This is a genomic window from Streptomyces sp. R44 (assembly GCF_041053105.1).
Taxonomy (GTDB): domain Bacteria; phylum Actinomycetota; class Actinomycetes; order Streptomycetales; family Streptomycetaceae; genus Streptomyces.
This window is the reverse complement of record NZ_CP163444.1, coordinates 5,647,737-5,667,929: the sequence shown is the minus strand read 5'-3', so window position 1 is coordinate 5,667,929 and position 20,193 is coordinate 5,647,737. Positions and strand designations below refer to the sequence as shown.

General features: G+C 71.5%; 19 protein-coding genes and 2 tRNA genes. 8 read left to right on the top strand and 13 right to left on the bottom strand.

The annotated features are described in order from the left end of the window. Position 1: 1 nt before the first annotated feature. Together rsgA and AB5J54_RS26510 are read left to right on the top strand one after the other, a co-directional pair. A complete protein-coding gene (rsgA, locus tag AB5J54_RS26515) occupies positions 2-1,015 on the top strand; it encodes a ribosome small subunit-dependent GTPase A (protein WP_369146412.1) in 1,014 nt (337 codons plus the stop codon). 92 nt (positions 1,016-1,107) lie between these two features. Beyond that, positions 1,108-1,431, top strand: coding sequence for a multidrug efflux SMR transporter (locus tag AB5J54_RS26510; protein WP_078908492.1), 324 nt, complete (start codon positions 1,108-1,110; stop codon positions 1,429-1,431). On the opposite strand, the gene AB5J54_RS26505 is transcribed toward AB5J54_RS26510, so the two are convergent. Continuing rightward, positions 1,323-1,958: a TetR/AcrR family transcriptional regulator gene (locus AB5J54_RS26505; RefSeq protein WP_369146411.1), complete on the bottom strand. Its 636-nt coding sequence runs from the start codon at positions 1,956-1,958 to the stop codon at positions 1,323-1,325. The two genes, AB5J54_RS26510 and AB5J54_RS26505, sit on opposite strands and share 109 nt — an antisense overlap. A 116-nt stretch (positions 1,959-2,074) precedes the next feature. Here AB5J54_RS26505 and hisN point away from each other — a divergent pair, with 116 nt between their 5' ends. After that, positions 2,075-2,884 (top strand): histidinol-phosphatase, encoded by an 810-nt coding sequence (gene hisN, locus AB5J54_RS26500; protein ID WP_369146410.1) that lies wholly within the window; start codon positions 2,075-2,077, stop codon positions 2,882-2,884. 139 nt (positions 2,885-3,023) lie between these two features. Continuing rightward, the gene (locus tag AB5J54_RS26495; RefSeq protein WP_369146409.1) at positions 3,024-3,413 is read left to right on the top strand and encodes a cyclic nucleotide-binding/CBS domain-containing protein; all 390 of its coding nucleotides are present in this window, start codon (positions 3,024-3,026) and stop codon (positions 3,411-3,413) included. Positions 3,414-3,478: 65 nt separating this feature from the next. Here the strand turns inward: AB5J54_RS26495 and AB5J54_RS26490 are convergent, their stop codons facing one another. Next, positions 3,479-4,990, bottom strand: coding sequence for a catalase (locus AB5J54_RS26490; RefSeq protein ID WP_369146408.1), 1,512 nt, complete (start codon positions 4,988-4,990; stop codon positions 3,479-3,481). Positions 4,991-5,062: 72 nt separating this feature from the next. Here AB5J54_RS26490 and AB5J54_RS26485 point away from each other — a divergent pair, with 72 nt between their 5' ends. After that, entirely contained in the window at positions 5,063-5,482 is a 420-nt protein-coding gene (locus AB5J54_RS26485) for a Fur family transcriptional regulator (protein WP_055641420.1), read from the top strand. A gap of 132 nt (positions 5,483-5,614) precedes the next feature. Here AB5J54_RS26485 and AB5J54_RS26480 read toward each other — a convergent pair. From AB5J54_RS26480 to AB5J54_RS26465, 4 genes are all read right to left on the bottom strand, one after another. Next, positions 5,615-5,688: transfer RNA gene (locus AB5J54_RS26480), tRNA-Met, on the bottom strand. A gap of 46 nt (positions 5,689-5,734) precedes the next feature. Then, the gene (locus AB5J54_RS26475) at positions 5,735-7,696 is read right to left on the bottom strand and encodes a tetratricopeptide repeat protein (RefSeq protein ID WP_369146407.1); all 1,962 of its coding nucleotides are present in this window, start codon (positions 7,694-7,696) and stop codon (positions 5,735-5,737) included. A gap of 202 nt (positions 7,697-7,898) precedes the next feature. Next, positions 7,899-7,972, bottom strand: a tRNA-Met gene (locus AB5J54_RS26470). Between the two features lie 45 nt (positions 7,973-8,017). Further along, positions 8,018-10,921 (bottom strand): UPF0182 family protein, encoded by a 2,904-nt coding sequence (locus AB5J54_RS26465; RefSeq protein WP_369146406.1) that lies wholly within the window; start codon positions 10,919-10,921, stop codon positions 8,018-8,020. A gap of 135 nt (positions 10,922-11,056) precedes the next feature. Between AB5J54_RS26465 and AB5J54_RS26460 the strand changes: the two genes are divergently transcribed. Further along, entirely contained in the window at positions 11,057-11,608 is a 552-nt protein-coding gene (locus tag AB5J54_RS26460) for a PPA1309 family protein (RefSeq protein WP_369146405.1), read from the top strand. 62 nt (positions 11,609-11,670) lie between these two features. On the opposite strand, the gene AB5J54_RS26455 is transcribed toward AB5J54_RS26460, so the two are convergent. From AB5J54_RS26455 to AB5J54_RS26440, 4 genes are all read right to left on the bottom strand, one after another. Continuing rightward, positions 11,671-12,759, bottom strand: a complete 1,089-nt coding sequence (locus AB5J54_RS26455) for a PDZ domain-containing protein (RefSeq protein ID WP_369146404.1) — start codon at positions 12,757-12,759, stop codon at positions 11,671-11,673. 66 nt (positions 12,760-12,825) lie between these two features. After that, positions 12,826-12,960: a hypothetical protein gene (locus tag AB5J54_RS26450; RefSeq protein WP_369149630.1), complete on the bottom strand. Its 135-nt coding sequence runs from the start codon at positions 12,958-12,960 to the stop codon at positions 12,826-12,828. Positions 12,961-13,185: 225 nt separating this feature from the next. Continuing rightward, positions 13,186-13,647: a molybdenum cofactor biosynthesis protein MoaE gene (locus AB5J54_RS26445; protein ID WP_190101390.1), complete on the bottom strand. Its 462-nt coding sequence runs from the start codon at positions 13,645-13,647 to the stop codon at positions 13,186-13,188. 95 nt (positions 13,648-13,742) lie between these two features. Further along, complete coding sequence (locus tag AB5J54_RS26440; RefSeq protein WP_351193747.1) at positions 13,743-14,852, bottom strand: SDR family oxidoreductase; 1,110 nt, start codon at positions 14,850-14,852, stop codon at positions 13,743-13,745. A 214-nt stretch (positions 14,853-15,066) separates the two neighbouring features. Between AB5J54_RS26440 and AB5J54_RS26435 the strand changes: the two genes are divergently transcribed. Together AB5J54_RS26435 and AB5J54_RS26430 are read left to right on the top strand one after the other, a co-directional pair. After that, on the top strand, positions 15,067-16,488 hold the full coding sequence (locus AB5J54_RS26435) for a zinc-dependent metalloprotease (protein ID WP_369146403.1): 1,422 nt from the start codon (positions 15,067-15,069) through the stop codon (positions 16,486-16,488). Then, positions 16,485-17,009 (top strand): NUDIX hydrolase, encoded by a 525-nt coding sequence (locus AB5J54_RS26430; RefSeq protein ID WP_369146402.1) that lies wholly within the window; start codon positions 16,485-16,487, stop codon positions 17,007-17,009. The genes AB5J54_RS26435 and AB5J54_RS26430 overlap by 4 nt, the downstream gene beginning before the upstream one ends. Before the next feature lie 47 nt (positions 17,010-17,056). On the opposite strand, the gene AB5J54_RS26425 is transcribed toward AB5J54_RS26430, so the two are convergent. The 3 genes from AB5J54_RS26425 to AB5J54_RS26415 are packed head-to-tail and all read right to left on the bottom strand — an operon-like array spanning position 17,057 to position 20,173. Continuing rightward, positions 17,057-17,812 carry an AIM24 family protein gene (locus tag AB5J54_RS26425; protein WP_369146401.1) on the bottom strand — a complete coding sequence of 252 codons (756 nt, stop codon included), beginning with the start codon at positions 17,810-17,812 and terminating at the stop codon, positions 17,057-17,059. Between the two features lie 19 nt (positions 17,813-17,831). Next, positions 17,832-18,512 (bottom strand): AIM24 family protein, encoded by a 681-nt coding sequence (locus AB5J54_RS26420; RefSeq protein WP_351193759.1) that lies wholly within the window; start codon positions 18,510-18,512, stop codon positions 17,832-17,834. 11 nt (positions 18,513-18,523) lie between these two features. Further along, positions 18,524-20,173, bottom strand: coding sequence for a TerD family protein (locus AB5J54_RS26415; protein ID WP_369146400.1), 1,650 nt, complete (start codon positions 20,171-20,173; stop codon positions 18,524-18,526). Positions 20,174-20,193: the final 20 nt, after the last annotated feature.

Here is a 20,193-nt window from a genome sequence, read left to right as displayed (position 1 = left end):
CATGCGGCGCTACGGCAAGCACACCGACGAGGACGACATCCGCCAGCGGCCCAACCGCAAGGGCACCCGTCCCCGCACCACCATCCGCCCGAAGCACGAGGACGCCGTCGAGGGCATGGTCCTCACCGTCGACCGGGGCCGGCTCACCTGTCTGGTCGAGGACCGCATGGTGACCGCGATGAAGGCGCGCGAGCTGGGCCGCAAGGCCGCCGTCGTCGGCGACCGGGTCTCCCTCGTCGGCGACCTCTCCGGCGAGAAGGACACGCTGGCCCGGATCGTGCGGATCGGCGAGCGCAGCTCGGTGCTCCGGCGCACGGCCGACGACGACGACCCGTTCGAGCGGGTGGTCGTCGCCAACGCCGACCAGCTGGCGATCGTCACCGCGCTCGCCGACCCGGAGCCGCGCCCCCGGCTGATCGACCGCTGTCTGGTGGCGGCGTACGACGGCGGGCTCTCCCCGCTGCTCGTGCTGACCAAGTCCGACCTGGCCCCGGCGGACGACCTTCTGGAGATGTACGGCGCGCTGGGCGTCCCCCACGTGGTGACCACCCGCGACGAGTTCGTCGACGGGGTCGCCGCCGAGCGGGTCCACGAGCACCTCAAGGGCCGCACCACGGCGTTCGTCGGCCACTCCGGCGTCGGCAAGACGACCCTGGTGAACGCCCTGGTCCCGGCGGACCGGCGGCGTACGACGGGTGTGGTCAACGCGGTCACGGGCCGCGGCCGGCACACCACGACCTCGGCGCTTGCCCTGCCGCTGAACGACAAGGAGGGCGGCTGGGTCATCGACACCCCCGGCGTGCGCTCCTTCGGTCTGCACCACGTCGACCCGTCCCGGGTCATCCACGCCTTCCCCGACCTGGAACCGGGCACGGAGAACTGTCCGCGCGCCTGCAGCCACGACGAGCCGGACTGCGCGCTCGACGCGTTCGTGGCGGAGGGGCACGCCGATCCGGCGCGGCTGTTCTCGCTGCGGCGGCTGCTCGCGACCCGGGAGCGACGCGAGGGCGACTGAGCCGCCGGCGTTTACGCCCGCTCGCTGCCGGTAAGTGCATAATCACACGAAGTGAGACGAAGCAGTCACCGACGGCGTGGGAGGCACTGACGATGGCGTGGCTGCTGGTGGTGATCGCGGGGATCCTGGAGACGGGCTTCGCGGTCTGTCTGAAGCTCTCGCACGGTTTCACCCGGCTCTGGCCGACCATCGCCTTCGCGGCCTTCGCCCTCGGCAGCTTCGGTCTCCTCACCCTCGCGCTGCGGAAGCTCGACGTGGGGCCGGCGTACGCGGTGTGGACGGGGATCGGCGCGGCCGGGACGGCGATCTACGGGATGGTCTTCCTCGGCGACCTGGTCTCCACGCTCAAGATCGTCTCCATCAGCCTGGTGATCGTGGGGGTCATCGGACTCCAGCTCTCCGGCTCGGCGCACTGAGGGGGCACAGGCAGGACCGGTGCGACGACGTGGCTCAGGGCGATCCGTAGGGCGAGTTCGCAGCCGGCCGCCCACTGCTCCCCGGCCGCGGCCGCGGCCTCGGCCACGAGCTCGCCGGGTGCGGGCGGGCCGGCGTCGGCGCGCCGCTGGGCGGGTACGGGGGCGAGCCGGGCGCCGGGGCGGACCGGCCGGGGCTGGGGCAGCCGCTCGTTCCAGGCGCCGGTGAGCAGGGCCCGCAGGATCGGGCGGACGGCGGCGCGGGCGACGATCCACTCGGCGACGGCGACGAGCTTCCGCTCGGGCGGGGCCGGCGAGGCGAGCAGGTGCCGGACGCCCTGGAGGTAGGCGTCCGCCTCTCTCCGTACGAGGGCGCGGGCCAGCCCCTCCTTGGAGCCGAACTCGTTGTAGAGGGTCTGCCGGGAGACCCGGGCGGAGGCCGCCAGGTCGGCCATCCGCACGGCGGACCAGGGGCGGTGCGCGAGCGCGGCGAGCGCGGCGTCGAGCAGGGCCTCGCGGGCGTTCGCCATCCTCACCTCCGGGAGGGAACGGTTCTCCGCTCAGGGTCGACAGGCGTACGGGGCGTGTCAAGGGCCGCGGTGGACGGTTCCGCGCCGCCTCCGGCCTCGGGGATAGAGTGCCGACCATGGCCGACTACCACGATGATCTGCGTCTCGCCCACGTCCTCGCGGATGCCGCCGACGCGGCCACCATGGACCGATTCCAGGCGCTCGACCTCAAGGTCGAGACGAAGCCGGACATGACTCCGGTGAGCGAGGCCGACAAGGCGGCGGAGGAGCTGATCCGCGGACAGCTCCAGCGCGCGAGGCCGCGCGACGCGATCCTCGGCGAGGAGTACGGCGTGGAGGGCACGGGCCCGCGCCGCTGGGTGATCGACCCGATCGACGGCACCAAGAACTACGTGCGCGGGGTGCCGGTCTGGGCGACCCTGATCTCTCTGATGGAGGCCGGGGAGACCGGGTTCCAGCCGGTGGTCGGCGTGGTGTCCGCCCCGGCGCTCGGCCGGCGCTGGTGGGCGGCGAAGGGCCTCGGCGCGTACACGGGCCGCAGCCTGGCCTCGGCGACCCGGATCGGCGTGTCGAAGGTCGGCCGCCTGGCGGACGCCTCGTTCGCGTACTCCTCGCTGAGCGGCTGGGAGGAGCGGGGCCGCCTCGACGGTTTCCTCGACCTCACGCGCGCGTGCTGGCGGACCCGGGCGTACGGCGACTTCTGGCCGTACATGATGGTCGCGGAGGGTTCCGTGGACATCTGCGCGGAGCCGGAGCTGTCGCTGTGGGACATGGCCGCGGTCGCGATCGTGGTCCAGGAGGCCGGTGGCACGTACACGGGCCTGGACGGACGACACGGCCCGCACAGCGGGAACGCGGCGGCGTCGAACGGCCTGCTCCACGGCGAGCTGCTGAGCTACCTCAACCAGGAGAGCGCGCAGGGCTGAGCGCCCCGGGCGCTACCGGGGGGCGCCTCGCGCGCCCCCTTGTCGACCTCTCGCCCCGGTGCCACTCTGAGAGTCCCCCCGCTTGTGAACTTGTGAATCTCTTCTCGTTGAAGAATTCACCAAGGAGGTGGCTCCGTCCATGCTCGTCCGTGACGCCATGAGCACCGTGGTCCTCACCATCGGCCCCGCCCACACCCTCCGACAGGCAGCCCGGCTGATGGCGGCGCGCCGCGTCGGCGCGGCCATCGTCCTCGACACCGATGCCGGCGGCCTCGGCATCATCACCGAGCGCGACATCCTCAACTCCCTCGCCCGCGACCAGGACCCCGACCGGGAGACGGCCGGCTCCCACACCACCCGTGACGTCGTCTTCGCCGCACCCGGTTGGACCCTGGCGGAGGCGGCCGAGGCCATGACGCACGGCGGCTTCCGCCACCTCGTCGTGCTCGACGACCGGGGCCCCGTCGGCATCGTCTCCGTGCGCGACATCATCCGCTGCTGGATCCCGGTGCACAGCGTCGCCCGCTGAGTACGCGAGAGCGGGCCGGACTCCGTACGGAATCCCGGCCCGCTCTCCACCTACGGCAAGCGCCCTCAGCCGCGCAGGGCCTGGACCGCGGCCTCCAGCCGCTTGCCGAAGTCACCGTCCGCCTGGCGGAAGTTGCCGATCGCCCGCTCGGCGATGTCGTCGCGCGAGACCTTGGCGATGAAGCCGGCCAGGTTCCCGACGAGACGGCCCTTCTCGTCCTCGGACATCAGGCGGTAGAGGTTGCCCGCCTGCACGAAGTCGTCGTCCTCGGCGTGCGAGGGGGCGGCGTGGTCGCCGGTGACGCCGGTGACCGCGGAGCCGGCCCAGAGCGGCCGGTCCGTCTGGTGCGGGCCGCCGAAGCTGTTCGGCTCGTAGTTCTTCGCGCCCTTGTGGCGGCCGTCGTAGAGGTAGCCGTCACGGGAGTTGGTGCGCGCCTCGGTGGCGTGCGGGCGGTTCACCGGAAGGTGGTCGGCGTTGATGCCGACGCGGTAGCGGTGGGCGTCGCCGTACGCGAAGAGACGACCCTGGAGCATCTTGTCCGGGGAGGGGCCGATGCCCGGCACGAAGTGCGCGGGGCTGAAGATCGACTGCTCGACCTCGGCGAAGATGTTCTCCGGGTTCCGGTTGAGCTCCAGCTTGCCGATCTCGATCGGCGGGTAGTCCTCGTGCGGCCAGACCTTGGTGAGGTCGAAGGGGTTGAAGCGGTAGTTCGCCGCGTCGGCCGCGGGCATGATCTGGACCTGCACGGTCCAGCTCGGGAAGTCGCCGCGCTCGATGGCCTCGCGCAGGTCGCGCTGGTGCGAGTCCGGGTCCTCGCCGGCGAGGCGGTTGGCCTCGTCCTGGGTGAGGTTCTTGATGCCCTGGTCGGTCTTGAAGTGGTACTTGACCCAGAAGACCTCGCCGGCCTCGTTGTTCCACTGGAACGTGTGCGAGCCGTAGCCGTTCATGTGGCGGTACGAGGCGGGGATGCCGCGGTCGCCGAAGAGCCAGGTGACCTGGTGGGTCGACTCCGGGGAGAGGCCCCAGAAGTCCCAGACGTTGTCCGCCTCCTGCGAGCCCGTGTACGGGTCGCGCTTCTGGGTGTGGATGAAGTCGGGGAACTTGATGGCGTCCTTGATGAAGAACACCGGGGTGTTGTTGCCGACGAGGTCGTAGTTGCCCTCTTCGGTGTAGAACTTCAGCGCCCAGCCGCGGGGGTCGCGCACCGCGTCCGCCGCGCCGAGGTTGCCCGCGACGGTGGAGAAGCGCAGGAAGGTCTCGGTCTCCTTGCCGACCTCGGAGAGGAACTTCGCGCGCGTCCACCGCGTGACGTCACGGGTCACCGTGAAGGTGCCGTAGGCGCCCGCACCGCGCGCGTGGACCACGCGCTCCGGGATGCGCTCACGGTTGAAGTGGGCGAGCTTCTCCAGGAGGAGCTGGTCCTGGACGAGGACCGGACCGCCGATGCCCGCGGTCTCGCTGTTCTGGTTGTCGGCGACCGGAGCCCCGGCCTCCGTGGTGAGCGGTCCCTGCGTCACGTGCGCCTCCTGCGTCTTGTACGGCCTGTCCTGTTCTGGATCTGAGCCTACAATAGACATTATCTAAGTCAAGGAGACATCTAAAGTCGCACCCGTTCGGGACTCCGCTCCCCCGACTGTTAGGCTGGCCTCATGAGTGACCTGTTGGAACGACTGCGCGGACGCGGCTGGCGGATGACCGCGCAGCGGCGTGTCGTGGCCGAGGTCCTCGACGGGGACCACGTACACCTGACCGCCGACGAGGTGCACGCGCGCGCCGTGACGAGGCTGCCGGAGATCTCGCGCGCGACCGTGTACAACACGCTGGGCGAGATGGTCACCCTCGGCGAGGTCATCGAGGTCGCGACCGACGGACGCGCCAAGCGGTACGACCCCAACGCCCACCGGCCCCACCAGCACCTGGTCTGCGGCCGCTGCGGCGCGATCCGCGACGTGCACCCGGCCGGCGACCCCCTTGCCGACCTCCCGGACACCGAGCGCTTCGGCTTCACGATCTCGAACGTCGAGGTCACCTACCGGGGCATCTGCCCGAGCTGCGCCACGACCGCCTGAGAACAAGCCCCCGCCCGCGGCGGGGGCTTCTTCGTACCCCGGTACGCGCGCCATACGACTTCGGACCCCGGGCACGCGCAGACGACGAAGGCCCGGATCCAGTGACTGGATCCGGGCCTTCGTGCTACTGAGTAGCGGGGACAGGATTTGAACCTGCGACCTCTGGGTTATGAGCCCAGCGAGCTACCGAGCTGCTCCACCCCGCGTCGGTGAACCCAACCTTACGGGACCATGCGGAGCAGGGCAAATTCGTTATGCCGTGAGCTCCTGGTGCAGCGCCTCGCTCAGCCGGGCCGCCCGCTCGGCGACCTCCGCCGGGCCCAGCTCGACCGCGCGGTCGCACCAGTGGCGCCCCTCGGTGAGCTCGCCCCGGCGCGCCGCGAGCAGCGCCAGCCGGAGCGCGGCGCGCCCGTGGCCGGCCCGGGCCGCCCGGGTCCACCAGAGGGCGGCCTCCCGCTCGCTGCCCTCGCGGGCGAGGAGCAGGCCGAGGTTGAAGGCGCCGTTGCGGCTGCCCGCCTCGGCGGCCTCGCGGTACCAGCGGTCGGCCTCGGCCATGTCGCCGCGCCCGGCGGCGAGCATCCCGACCCGCACCTGGGCACGGCGGTGGCCCTGCTGGGCGGCCCGCTCGTACCACTCCTCGCACTCGGACTTCTCCTCGCGGGGCGCGCCGAGCACGGCGGGGCCGGGCTCGGGGCGACGCGCGTCGAGCACCGAGGCGAGCCGGAAGGCGGCCTCGGCGCTGCCGCCGCCGGCCGCACAGCGCAGGTGCCGCTCGGCGGTCTGCTCGTCGCCGTCGCGCAGGGCGGCGATGCCGACCTGGAGGGCGGCCTCGGTGTGCCCGGCGGCCGCGGCCCGCTCGTACCAGACGAGGGCCGTGCGGTCGTCGTCGCGGCCGGCGTGCAGGATGCCCAGGTTGAAGGCGGCGTCCACGCTGCCGGCCTCGGCGGCCTTGGAGAACCAGGGCTCTGCGCCGTTGGCGTCGCCGGCCTGGAGGAGCAGCACGGCGAGCGCGTTGGCGGCCTCGCGGTGGCCCGCGTAGGCGGCGCGCCGGTACCACTGCTCCGCCTGCGGGATGCGGTCCTGGGCGGCGCAGAGCAGCCCGAGGTTGTAGGCGCCGTTGACGTCGCCGGCGTCCATGGCGGCCCGGTACCAGCGCTCGGCGGTCTGCTGCTCGCCCCGGGCGGCGTGCAGGGCGCCCAGCGCGTTGGCGGCGTTGCCGTCGCCGTCCTGGGCGGCCCGCAGCCACCACACGGCGGCGCTCTCCTCGTCGCCCGCGTCGCGGAGCAGGAAGCCGAGGGCGCAGGCGGCCTTCGCCTCGCCCTCCTTGGCGGAGCTGAGGTACCAGCGGCCGGCCTCCTTGAGCTCGCCCCGGTGCTCCAGGATGGCGCCCAGGTGGAGCGCGGCCCGCCGGTGGCCGCGCGCGGCGGCCTGCCGGAACCACTGCTCGGCCTCGGCGGCCTCTCCCGCGCCCTCGCCGGTGGGCTGCCCGGGCACGGCGGTGCCGGTCGCGGGCGCCCCGGAGGACACGATCGCCCGGGTGCCGGGGACCCGGAGGCGGGTGCCGGTCTCGTGCGGTCCGCGCGTGGTCTCGGTGGCGCGGCGCTCCAGGGAGAGGGCGAGGCGGTAGGCGGCCTCGCGGTGGCCCTGTTCCGCGGCGGCGCGGAGCCAGCGCTCGGCGCCGACGTCGCTGCGGTGCTCCAGGAGGTCGGCGAGGGCGTACGCGCCGAGGGCGTGGCCCTGCTCGGCGGCCTGGCGCAGCCAGTACTCGGCGGCCGGCTCGTCGCCGCGCTCGCGGTGGTGGCGGCCGAGGGCATGGGCGGCGGGCGCGGAGCCGGCGACGGCGGCGACCCGCCACCAGCCGGCGGCCTCTTCGGCGTACCCGCGCTGGTGGAGCAGGACGCCCAGGTTGTTGGCGGCGGCCCGGTCCCCCTCGGCGGTGGCTCCGCGCAGGTACGGCTCGGCGCCGTCGAGGTCACCGCGGCGCAGCAGCAGCGCGCCGAGCGCGCTCATCGAGGCGAGGTCGCCCCGCTCGGCGGCCCGCCGGTGCCGGGCCTCGGTCTCGGTCTCGTTCTCGGCGTCGGTCTCGGCGGTGGTGTCGACGGCCGCATCGACGGCCCCTACTGCCTCGATGATCTCGTCTGCGGCGTTTCTGGCGTGCCGCTGCACAAACCGCCCTGTCTCCAACAGAGTTGCCCTGTCCCCCATAAATACCATCGTCGCACCACCCGCAACCCGAGCACACCTGGTATACCGCAGCCAGTGAGGTCACTCAGCGTTTTGTCGACATGCCCACAGAGAGACAAGTCAAACACGACTCACGCCAACTCGCCCCTTCCCTACCGCTCTTCGGCACCCCCGGGCACGCCGACACACGACAAGGGCCCGGATCCTTATGGATCCGGGCCCTTGTCCTGAGTAGCGGGGACAGGATTTGAACCTGCGACCTCTGGGTTATGAGCCCAGCGAGCTACCGAGCTGCTCCACCCCGCGTCGGTGAAACCACAGTATCACGACGCGGGGACGGAAAACCTCAGGTCAGCCGCCTGACCCGGGGGTCTTGAGCTTCGCGCCCGCGTCGGCGGCCCGCTGGAGCGCCGCCTGGAGGTCGTCCTGGGCCTTGCCGTAGGCGGTCCAGTCACCCTTCTGCAGAGCGGCCTGGCCCGCGTCGTACGCCTTCTGGGCGTCGGCGATCGCCTGCTGGAGGGCGGCGTCGTTCGAGGCCGGCGGCTGGGTCGTGCCGGGCGGCTGCGTGGTGCCCGGCGGAGTCGTCGGCTGGGTCGGCGCCTCCACCCCGAAGACCGCGTTGAGCGCCTTGGTGAGGTTGTCCTCGAACACCGTCGTGTCCTTGGTCGTGTCACCGTTCGGCTGGTCCGCGTCCACGTACGACACCGCGACCTTCTTCAGGAGCGGGTAGAGCGCGTTGCGTCCCTGGGCGTACACCGGCTCCACGTACAGGAACCCGCCGTCGAGCGGCACGGTCAGCAGGTTGCCGTACTGGATGTCCGAGTCGGCGCCCTTCATGTCCCGGACGAAGGTGGCCACGGAGGGCAGACCGTTGAGCTTGCTCTGCACCTGCGCCGGGCCCGGGACGTCCTCGGTGACCCGGAGCAGTCTCAGCCGGCCGTACTCCTTGCTGGTGGCGTCGGCGTCGACCGCCATGAAGGCACCCAGGTTGGGCCTCCCGTTCGGCGTGAACGTCGTCGTCAGCGAGAAGCGCTGCGCCGTGTCCCCGGGCATCTTCATGCTCAGGTAGTACGGCGGGACCGCGTTGCCGTCCTTGTTGGTCGGGTCGTCCGGCACCTGCCAGGCGTCCGAGCCGCTGTAGAACTGCGCGGGGTCGGTGACGTGATAGCGGGTCAGCAGCTCGCGCTGGACCTTGAACATGTCCTGCGGGTAGCGCAGGTGCGCGAGCAGGTCGCCCTTGATCTCGGACTTCGGCTTGACCGTGTCCGGAAAGGCCTTCATCCAGGTCTTGAGGACCGGGTCCTGGGTGTCCCACTCGTAGAGCTTCACCGTGCCGTCGTAGGCGTCGACGGTGGCCTTGACCGAGTTGCGGATGTAGTTGACCTGGTTCTGCTGGGCGACGACCGTGCGCTGCTGGTTGCCGACGGTCAGCGAGTCGGCCGTGGTGTCGCCGAGCGTGGTGCGCGAGGCGTACGGGTAGCCGTTGGTCGTCGTGTAGGCGTCGACGATCCACTGGATCCGGCCGTCGACCACCGCCGGGTAGGCGTCGCCGTCGATGGTCAGCCAGGGTGCGACGGCCTCGACGCGCTCCTTGGGCGTGCGGTTGTACAGGATCCGGGAGCCGTCGCCGATGGCTCCCGAGTAGAGGATCTGCGGCTCGCTGAAGGCCACCGCGTACGCGGCGCGGTTGAAGGTGCTGGAGAGGCTGACGCCGCTCTTCTCCTTGTAGCTGGTGGTCTTCTCGCCGTTCTCCTCGTAGTCCAGCTCCTTCTGCGGGCCGCCCACGATCGAGTACTGGTCGGTCTTCTCGCCGTAGTAGATCCGCTGCTGGTACTCGCCGAGGGAGCCGGTCGTCGGCAGTCCGGACTCGGTGAAGACCGGGGAGCCGTTGGCGTCCGTCTGCGTGCCCGAGGCGAGGATCGCGCCGTAGCCGTGGGTGTACGTGAAGTGGTCGTTGATCCAGTTCCGCTTCGGGATGCCCTTGATGTTCAGCTCGCGCAGACCGACGACGGTGTCCTTGCCCTGGTAGCGGTCCACGTCCAGGGTCGTCGGGAACTGGTAGTACTTCCGCTTCTGCTCCAGCTGCTGGAACGTCGGCGACACGATGTTCGGGTCGAGCAGGCGATAGCTGGCCGCCGTGTCGGCGTCCGCCCGCAGCTTGTCCTTGGCCTTGACCGTCGACTTGCCCGAGTAGTTCTCGGCCTTCGTCCCGTCGATCGCGTACGCCTTGCGGGTCGCGTCGATGTTCTTCTGGATGTACGGCGCTTCCTTGGCCTGCTCGTTCGGCTGGACCTGGAACTTCTGCACGATCGCCGGGTACAGGCCGCCGATCAGGATCGCGGAGAGCACCATCAGACCGAAGCCGATCACCGGCAGCTGCCAGGTGCGGCGCCAGAGCGTCGCGAAGAACAGCAGCGCGCAGATGACGGCGATGCAGAACAGGATGGTCTTCGCCGGCAGGTACGCGTTGGCGTCCACGTACCGCAGACCCGTCCAGTTGCCGGTCGCCTTGAAGTCACTGGACTTCACCGCGAGGCCGTACCGGTCGAGCCAGTACGCGACCGCCTTGAGCGCGACGAAGAGGCCGAGCAGCACCGAGAGGTGCCCGGTGGCCGCGGCGGTGGCACGCGCGCCCGGGCTGGTGATCCGCAGCCCGCCGTACAGATAGTGCGTGAGCGCGGCGGCGATCAGCGACAGGACGGCGGCGGCGAAGCCGAACGCGAGGAGGAAGCGGTACCAGGGCAGGTCGAAGGCGTAGAACGACACGTCGAGGTCGAACTGCGGGTCCTTCTGGCCGAACTTCACCCCGTTGACCCACATGAGCCAGGTGCGCCACTGACCCGACGCGGAGGCGCCGGCGATCAGGGCCACCAGCGCGGTGACCGCGAGCAGCACCCACTTCTTGAACGGGGCCAGACCCATCCGGTACCGGTCGAGGCTCTGCTGCTCCAGCGACATCGCGCTGAGCGGCGGCCGCAGCCGGTACGCCAGCCAGATGTTGAAGCCGACGGCGAGCCCCATCAGCAGGCCGAAGACCAGGAAGAGTCCGATCTTGGTCCAGAGCGTGGTGGTGAACACGGACGAGTACTCGACCGAGCGGTACCAGAGCCAGTCCGTCCAGAACCCGGCGAACATCACGAACGCCATGGCGAGGACGGCCAGCACCCCGAGTGTCATGAGCAGGGTGCGGGCCCGCCGGGACGGCCGGCCGACTCTCACCCTCGGCCCGGACGGGCCTTGGCCACGGTCCGGCATCTGGAAAGCCAACGTGCGCCCCTCGATGTTGATGCGTCTGAAAGCAGGCCCCGCGATCGTAGAGCCCACTGATGCAACTTACTGAGGCTTTACCTAGTTCCCGTCTTCAGGGGAAGAGGAGGCAGGATATTGGTCATGTCCAACCTTTCCCCCTCCGGCCCTGCGATGGCCGCGAGCCCCCTCACCCGCGCGGTGCTCGAGATCGACGAGTACGCCTCGAGCCTCGGCTGGGACCAGCCCGCCCGCCTGTTCGCCCTGGTCGACACCGCACGGCTGCGCGCCCAGGAGCCCAAGCTCGCCTCCCAGCTCGGCCTGGGCGACGACGCCACCGCCTACACCCCGATCGAGCAGGACAAGCTGCCGCGCGGCAAGGCCCTCGACGAGTTCCTGGGCACGATCGCCTGGCCCGACGCCGTCGCCGGCTGCGCCCTGACCGTGGAGCGGCTCATGCTGCCCCCGTCCGCCGAGGCCCAGGTCCCGCAGGGCCTGAGCGAGAAGCAGCTCGCCAAGTGGGTCGCCGGGCACCCGGACCGCCAGGAGGTCCGGATGACCGTGGCCGTGCTGCGGGACGGCGCCCGCGAGGCGGCGATCCGGCTGCGCGAGAAGGACTCCGCGACCGAGGTGCTGACCGGCCCCGACCTGGTGCCGGGCCTCGCCGAGGCGCTGGCGGCGACCTTCGAGAGCTGAGCACGCGCGCGTACGCGGAGGGGCCGCCCGGTCGTCGACCGGGCGGCCCCTCCGCGTCGTCTCTAGCTCTTCGAGCAGCTCGGCAGGGACGTCGTGTCGCCCTTGCGGAGCTTCTCCAGCGACTTCGTGGCGTCGTCGATGGTGTTCACCTTGATCAGGGTGAGCCCGTCGGGCGTGTCGGCTGCGGCCGCTCCGCAGTTGTCGGCCGGGGTGAGGAAGTACTCGGCGCCGGCGTTGCGCGCGCCGACCAGCTTCATCTCGATGCCGCCGATCGGGCCGACCTGGCCCTTGTCGTCGATGGTGCCGGTGCCGGCGATGAACCGGCCGTCGGTGAGGCTCTCCGGGGTGAGCTTGTCGACGATGCCGAGGGCGAACATCAGGCCGGCGCTCGGGCCGCCGACGTCGGCCAGGTTGATGTCGATCGTGAACGGGAAGACGTGGTCGGTGCCGGCCTGGATGCCGACGACGGCCCGGTCGCCCTCCTCCGAGGTGGTGGTCCTGATGACCACCTTCTGGGTGACGGTGGGCTCCTTGTGGGCCTTCTCGGCGGCGGCCGCCACCTTGGCCGGGACGATCGTGAACTCCACGTCCTGGCCGGGCTTCCGCTTCGTCACCTGCTTGGCGACGTCACCCTGCTCCTTGACCGGCACGCCGTCGACGGCCTTGATGACGTCCCCGGCGTGCAGCTTGCCCTCGGCCGGGGCGCCCTTGACGACGGTGGCGACGACGACCCGGGCGACCACCGGGATGCCCAGCTCCCCGAGGGCCGCCACCTTGGCGCTCTCCTGGGACTGGCTGAACTCCTCGGCGTTCTCCTGGCTCGACTCCTCCTCGGTCTTGCCGTCCGGGTAGAGGGTGTCGTGCGGCACCACCACGTTGTCGTGGGCGAGCCACCCGTAGACGGCCTCGACGGCGTTCATCTTGTAGTCCGCGCTGGTGACCCGGACCGTCGTCATGTTGAGGTGGCCGTCGGTCGGGTAGGTCTTGCGTCCGGAGATCCGGAGGACCGGTTCTCCCCTGGCCTCGCCGAGGGTGTTGACCGTGGGCCCCGGGCTCATCTCCGCGTACGGCACCGGGATCAGGACGCCCGCGATGAGCAGGCAGATCAGGACCAGGGTGGAGGCGAGCATCGTCGCGGTGCGGCGTGGCATGGAACGACAGTACGGGACTCGTCTGTGGGTGCACCCCTGGGGCGGGTCCGTACGAGGCGGCCCGCGTCAGCCGGAGGTGGGGGTGCCGACGGCGGAGGCCGTCGCGGCCGGTTCGCGCTCGGGACGAACGGAATCGGCGGTGGCGACGTGGGTCCGCTCCATGGCGTCCCGGAAGCGCGCGTACCCGGCGAGTTCCGCCACGTCGCCTATGGTCTTGTTCCTCGAAGCCCAGCTTCCCCATATCGCCGCGCCGACGACTGCGAAAAGCGGAATCAGCAACCAGGCCAGCGCTGCCATCCCGACCTCCCATCCCCAGTGAGTTGATCAGCAGACTGTGTCATCTGTGAGACCAACGCTCGCGCCTGGGGGGCGGTTACGCAAATCGGGCGTTCGGCTACGCCCTGTCGGCGCGCCGCCTTGCGACCTTCAGCAGGCGCCGACCCACTCTTCGGTGCCGTCCGAGAACGTCTGGTGCTTCCAGATCGGGACCTCGTGCTTGAGGTCGTCGATGAGCTTGCGGCAGGCCTCGAAGGCCTCGGCGCGGTGCGGGCAGGAGACGGCGACGACGACCGCGATGTCACCGACGCGCAGGTCACCGACGCGGTGCACGGCGGCCAGGGCGCGGACCGGATAGTTCGCGACGACCTTCTCGGCGACGCGGCGCAGCTCCGCGTCGGCGGTCGGATGGCAGGAGTAGCCCAGGGCGTCGACGTCCGCGCCGCCGTCGTGGTTGCGGACGGTGCCGACGAAGAGGGTGGTGCCGCCCGAGGCGTCGTCTCCGACGGCCCGGAAGACCTCGTCGACCGAGAGCGGGGTGTCACGGATCGCGAGCAGCTTGATCGGGTCGTCCGCTGCCTGCTCGCCGGGGTGGTCGTGCGTCTGCGCCATGTGCCCCATGGTGCCGTACGGCTCCGACATCCCGTAAGGGACCTTTCGACCTGTGGACGAGACCCTCCGTAGGAGGGTCCTACAAGCCACGGTTCCTACAGGCCGCGCCGCTTCCGCATCTGCCGCACGAGGGCCGCCGTGCCGAGCAGCGCCACCGTCGCACCGGCCGCGCCGGCCGCCGTGGCGTCCTTGCGGCCCAGGCGGCGGCCGGCGACCGTGTGACGGCCCTCGACCTCCTCCAGGAGCGCGGCGAGGACCTCCTCGTTCGTCCACTTCGGGCGCCAGCCGGCGTCGTGCAGCCGTCCGACGCTCACCACCCACGGGTGCATCGTGTAGGCCAGGTCGCCCGCCGGGGACGGGGTGAGCCCGATCCGGTGGAGGCGGGCCGCGGTGCCGAGGGCGACCGCCGAGGGCAGCTCCATGCGCCGGATCCCGGAGAGCTCCTCGACCTCCTCCTGTTCCAGCCAGCCCTCGCAGCCGACCGCGAACTCCCCGTCGACCTTCTCCAGGGCCGCGTACTCCAGGGCGCTCACCAGGTCCTCGACGTGGCAGAACTGCCAGGTGGGCCGGGATCCGGCGACGACGAGCAGCCGGGGCGACTCGAAGTAGCGGGTCAGCGCCGTGTCCGTACCCCCCACGAGGACGGCGGGGCGGACGACGGTGACGTGCAGGCCGGGGTGCGCGCGGGGGGCGCGGCGGCCGAGGCGCTCGATCTCCAGCATGTCGCCGACGCCGGTGGCCTCCGCCGTCGCCCTGAGCTCGGCGTCCTCGGAGAGCGGGATGTCGTTGTCGGGCAGGGCGCCGTAGACCATGGCGGAGGTGCAGAGCACCACCCGGTGGACCCCGGCCGCGGCGGCGGCGGTCAGGACGGTCTGGGTGCCGCGCACGTTGTAGGCCGTCCGGGCGGCGGGGTCGGTCTCCAGGTCGAGGTCGACGGCGAGGTGCACGACGACGTCCGCGCCGCGCAGCTTCTCGGCGATGGCCGGGTCGCGCACGTCGAGGATGTGCCACTGCGCCTCGGCGACCTCGCCCCGGCGCTCGTCGATGGCGACGACCCGCTTGATCTCCTCGGAGGCGGCGAGGCGCCTGGTCAGCAGGTCACCGACGCCGGAGGCGGCACCGGTGACCGCGACGACGGGGCCGCGCACGGCGGACCGGGTTGAGGGGTTTCGCGCTCCGCGAACCTGTGGATCTGGGGAACTCACCGGGCGTCTCCAGCGGTTGTCTTCAGTACGTACGCGCATGACGCGTACGGACCAGGTGGCGTCCATCCTGCCGCAGGGCACGGCCCGGCGGAGCACCGAGCCCATTTCCGGCCCGGATGTCTACGCTGGTGGTGTGCGGGGCCTGTCTGGACAGGCCCTGGTCGGGCAGTCGCCGTCGGCAGGAGGCCGGCGGCCCTACGAGCCGAGGAAACCTGTGAGTGACACCCCATTCGGATTCGGCCTTCCGCCGGAGGAGCCGGAGAACGGCGACGAGGGCAAGAAGAAGGACCCCGCCGGAGGTGGCCAGGGGTCCGGCGGCAACCCGTTCGGTGCGAACCCGTTCGGCTTCGGCGGGCTGCCCGGCATGGGCGGTCCCGGTGGCGCGGACAATCCGTTCGCCGCGATGTTCGGCTCCCTGAACCCCGGCGATCTGGGCGCGGCCTTCCAGCAGCTCGGGCAGATGCTGAGCTACGAGGGCGGTCCCGTGAACTGGGACATGGCCAAGCAGATCGCCCGCCAGGTGGTGGCCCAGGGCACCGCCGACGGCGTCAAGGACGCCAGCGTGGGCCCGGCCGAGAAGTCCGCGGTCGAGGAGGCCGTGCGTCTGGCCGACCTGTGGCTGGACGAGGTCACCTCGCTGCCCTCGGGCGCGAACACCGCCGTGGCGTGGAGCCGCGCGGAGTGGGTCGAGGCGACGCTGCCGGCGTGGCAGCAGCTCGTGGACCCGGTCGCCGAGCGGGTCGGCTCGGCGATGGGCGACGTCCTGCCGGAGGAGATGCAGGCCATGGCCGGCCCGCTGATCGGCATGATGCGCTCCATGGGCGGCGCCATGTTCGGCCAGCAGATCGGGCAGGCCGTGGGCGCCCTCGCCGGTGAGGTCGTCGGCTCGACGGACGTCGGTCTGCCGCTGGGCCCGGCCGGGCGTGCCGCGCTGCTGCCGCTGAACATCGAGGCCTTCGGCAAGGACCTGGGCGTGCCCTCGGACGAGGTGCGGCTCTACCTGGCCCTGCGCGAGGCCGCCCACCAGCGTCTCTTCGCGCACGTGCCGTGGCTGCGGGCGCACCTCTTCGGCGCGGTCGAGGGGTACGCGCGCGGGATCAAGGTCGACACCTCGAAGCTGGAGGAGGCGGTGGGTCAGCTCGACCCGACGCATCCGGAGCAGCTGCAGGAGGCGCTCCAGCAGGGCATGTTCCAGCCGCAGGACACCCCGGAGCAGAAGGCGGCCCTGGCCCGTCTGGAGACGGCGCTCGCGCTGGTCGAGGGCTGGGTGGACGCGGTGGTCCACGAGGCCGCGAAGTCGCGGCTGACCTCGGCGGACGCGCTGCGCGAGACGCTGCGCCGGCGCCGGGCCTCGGGTGGTCCCGCCGAGCAGACCTTCGCGACGCTGATCGGTCTGGAGCTGCGTCCGCGGCGGCTGCGGGACGCGGCGCGCCTGTGGGCCTCGCTCACCGACGCGCGCGGGGTCGACGGCCGGGACGGTCTGTGGGAGCACCCGGACATGCTGCCGACGGCGACCGATCTGGACGACCCCGACGGCTTCGTGCACCGCGAGCACCTGGACTTCTCCGAACTGGACAAGATGCTCGGCGAGGCGGCCAAGGGCGAGAACCCCGAGGACGGGGACGGCGAGAAGTGAGCCTGTACGACGACGCGGTCCTCGTCCTGAAGGGGTACGGGGACCAGCCGGAGCTGCGCGATGTCTATCTGGACCATCTCGCGGAGCATCCCGACGGCATGTACAAGCCCTGCGAGGCCGGGCATCTGACCTCCAGCGCGCTGGTGATCGACCCGTCACGCGGGCGTGTGCTGCTGACCCTGCACAAGAAGCTGGGCATGTGGCTGCAGATGGGCGGTCACTGCGAGCAGGGTGACGCGACGGTGGAGGCGGCGGCGCTGCGCGAGGCGACCGAGGAGTCCGGCATCGCGGGTCTGAGCCTGCTGCCGGGCGGTCCGGTGCGGCTCGACCGGCATCCGATCCCGGCGCCGTGCCACTGGCATCTGGACGTGCAGTACGCGGCGGTCGCCCCGGCGGACGCGGTGGCGGAGATCAGCGAGGAGTCGCTGGACCTGCGCTGGTTCGCGTACGAGGACGTGGCGGGTGTCGCCGACACGTCGGTGGTGGAACTCCTGAAGGGCACGCTGGCGCGGCTGGCGTGAGGACAGCGGTGAGGGCCGGTCGCCGGGCGACCGGCCCTCACCCGTGCTCAGTTCCAGGCGTTGTTCTGGTTCTGGGCGTGGGAGCCGTGCTGGCCGGCGCCGAACTGGGCGGCGATGCCCTGTCCGATGGCGGCGTTCTGCGGGGGCATGACCTCGCTCGGCTGGACGAGCGCGAAGCCCTGGCCGAGGAAGCTGAGCTCCCAGCCCTCGCCCGTGTTGCCACGGCGGTGGCGGACGCTGGAGTTGGTCGTCTGCGCCTGCATCTGGACGCGCAGCCCGGTGGACCAGGCGACGATCGCGTCGGCGTCGACGCTCACGTACTTCTCGGGCGTGACCTGCATCATCAACGGCTGCCCGGAGGTCATCAGGGCGACCTTGCCGCGGCCGGAGATGTTGAGCTGGTACTTGCCTGTGCCGGAGACCCCGTACTGGCTGTCGACGGCGATGACCTCGGTGTGGAGGGTCGAGTCGAGCGCCAGGACGTAGGCGCTGTCGACGGTCAGGCCCTCCTGCTCGACCTCCACGACGTGGACGTGCTGGGCGAGGTTGGCGAAGTAGACCGTGCCCTGGCCGGAGCAGCGCATCAGGTCCAGGCCCTCACCGGTGCGGGCGCGGGCCCGGCGCTGGTTCGGGGTCTGGTACTCGCCGTCGAAGTCGACGAGTCCCTGGTACGCGACCATGGCGCCCTTGCGGGCGAGGACGTCGTCCTGCCCGGTGAGGCTGACCCGCAGGAGCTGCGGGTTCTGGATGACGTACCGCTCCTGGCTCTGCTGTTCGGCGTGGTTGAAAAGCGGGCTCTGCATGGTGTGTTCTCGCTCCCCCTCAGCCCCGGACCCGCAGGCGGTCGGTGCTGTCCTCGCTCGGCTGTACGACGACGATGCCCTGGCCCGAGAAGGCCATCTGGTATGCCTCGCCGCTGCCCCGCCCGATGAGGGAGGACGCCTTGAAGCTGCGCTTGCCCTTGACCTTGAGCGCGGGCGACCAGGCGACGAGCGCGTCGGGGTCGACGTACGTCTCGTCCTCGCCGCGGCCGCAGTCGACGACGATCGGCGTGCCGCGCGAGGTCAGCGCGACCCAGCCGGTGCCGGCGATCTCCACGTTGAACAGGCCCTGGCCGGCGAACTTGGCGAGTCCCTTGACCCGCTCGACGCCCCACTGGAGGTGGGCGTCGAAGGCGAGCACGTTGGTGCCGTTGACCGAGATCGAGTCGTTCTGGAGGTTGATGACGACGACGTCGGCGCCGTAGTCGGCGAGGTAGAGCAGCCCGTCGCCGGTGCACTTCATGATGGGCGCGCCCTCGCCGGTGGCCCACTGCTGGGCGACCTGGCGGACGGCCGGCGGGTTGGGCTCGTAGCTGATGAAGCCCTCGTAGGCGACCATCGAGCCGGTCCGGGCGTACAGGTCCTGGCCGGAGGCCATGGCGACCTTGAGCATGGTGCGGCCGTGGTTCTCCATGCGGGCCGCGACGGGGGTCGGGGCGTAGCCCGCGAGTTGCTGGTTCATGACGGGCTCCCTCAGACCTCGTAGGGCTGGACGACGATGAAGTTGCCGGGGGCTCCCCGGAACTGGAGGTTCACGGTCTCCCCGCTGTGGCCCGGGTAGGCGTTGCGGCGCAGCCTGACCTGGCTGGAGAGGATGACCTGGGACGCGGACGACCAGGCGACGACGGCGTTGCAGTCGGCGAAGGTCGTCGGCGTGACGGGCAGGACGACGGGGACGCCGTGGGTCTTCACGACGACGGTGCCGGTGCCCTGGAACTGCATGGTGAACAGGGCGCCGCCGGGGATGCCGTGGCCCTCGATGCGGCGGACCTCGTACTGCAGGGACTCGTCGAACGCGAGGACGTTCTCGGCGGAGACGCAGATGCCGTCGCCCTGGAGCTCGATCGGGTGCAGATGGGCGCCGTTCTCGGCGAGGAAGACCTGGCCGCGGCCGGTGCAGCGCATCAGCTGCATCTCCTGGCCGGTGGCGTTGCCGACGATCCGGCCGGCGAAGCCCGCGCCCTTGTAGCCGAAGTCGACCTTGCCCTGGTACATGACCATGGAGCCCTGCCGGGCCAGCACGGGAACGCCGCCCATGGCGAGGTCGACCCGCATGAGCTGCTGGTTCTGCGGGGTCCAACGGGCGCCGGTGGCGGTCTCCTTGTACGGCGCGAGCGCGGCGGCGAGCCCCGCGCCGGTCGCCGGGGCGCCCTGCGGGACGCCGGGCTGCTGCCCGTACACCGGCGGCTGCTGCCCGTACGGGGCGGGGGCGGGCTGGCCATAGGGGGCCTGCGGCGGCTGGCCCTGGCCGGGGTACTGCCCCGGGTACTGGCCGGGTGCCTGGCCCGGGATCTGCCCGGGGTACTGGCCGGGCGGCTGTCCCGGAACCTGGCCGTACTGGGGCTGCTGCGGCGGCTGCCCGTAGGGGGCAGGGGCCGGGGCCGGCGGCGGCACGGGGGCCGTCGGGGCCAGGGGCGCGACCATCGTGGGCGCCGTGTGGACCGGCGGCGCGGGCGGGACCGGCGCCTGCGGGGCGCCGAACGCGGGGGCCGGGGCGGGCGCGGCGGGCGCGCCGAACGCCGGGGCCGCCGCCGCCTGCGACGGCGGGGCGAAGCCGGGGGCCGGAGCCTGCTGCTGCGGGGCCGCGGGCTCGTCCTCGGCGACCTCGCCGCCAAAGTTCCGCAGGAGCGCCTCCAGGCCTCCGTCGAAGCCCTGGCCGACGGCGGCGAACCGCCACACGTCCTTGAGGTAGAAGTCGCCCAGCATCACCGCGCGTTCGGTGGTGAACTCCGCGCCCGTGAACGCGTAGCGCGCGACCTCCTCGCCGCCCGCCACGATCCGCAGGTGACCGGGGCCGACCTGGGACATCTGGCCGGCGCCGTCGATCGTCGCGGTGAACGACAGCTTGTGGATGTTCGCGGGGATGCGGTCGAGGGTGATGCGGAACGACTCGGTGTCACCGGACTGCGCTCCGAGCAGCTGGATGGACTCCTCGGGCGACTTCGGCTGGTTGAAGAAGACGAAGTAGCGGTCGTCGGAGAGCCGCTCGTCCGCGTCGAGTCCGAAGCAGCTGATGTCGAAAGTCAGTCCGGGCGCCGCGATCTGCACACCCACGTACAGATCGGTCCCCGCGGTCAGATCACTGATCTTGGCCTTGTGGCCGCGTTGGAATTCCCTGGCCATGCGTAACGACCGTCCCCCAT